Origin of the sequence: Paenibacillus sp. GbtcB18 (assembly GCF_019091125.1) — a bacterium.
Taxonomy (GTDB): Bacteria; Bacillota; Bacilli; order Paenibacillales; family NBRC-103111; genus Paenibacillus_F; species Paenibacillus_F chitinolyticus.
This window is the reverse complement of sequence record NZ_JAGXJX010001052.1, coordinates 1-222: the sequence shown is the minus strand read 5'-3', so window position 1 is coordinate 222 and position 222 is coordinate 1. Positions and strand designations below refer to the sequence as shown.

1 tRNA gene and 1 rRNA gene are annotated in these 222 nt (G+C 52.3%); both read left to right on the top strand.

Features of this window, described 5'->3' with window-relative positions:
- Positions 1 to 70, top strand: a 16S ribosomal RNA gene (locus KVT34_RS31610); the annotation flags it as partial.
- Positions 71 to 146: 76 nt separating this feature from the next.
- A tRNA-Ala gene (locus KVT34_RS31605) sits at positions 147 to 222 on the top strand.

Sequence of the window (222 nt, the reverse complement as noted above, 5' to 3'; positions counted from 1 at the left end):
GGGGTAGATGATTGGGGTGAAGTCGTAACAAGGTAGCCGTATCGGAAGGTGCGGCTGGATCACCTCCTTTCTATGGATATAACGGAAGAGCGAATCTTCCGATAAAAAGCTGGTTGTAAATTCTGTTCAGTTTTGATGGAGCTTATGGGGCCATAGCTCAGCTGGGAGAGCGCCTGCCTTGCAAGCAGGAGGTCAGCGGTTCGATCCCGCTTGGCTCCACCA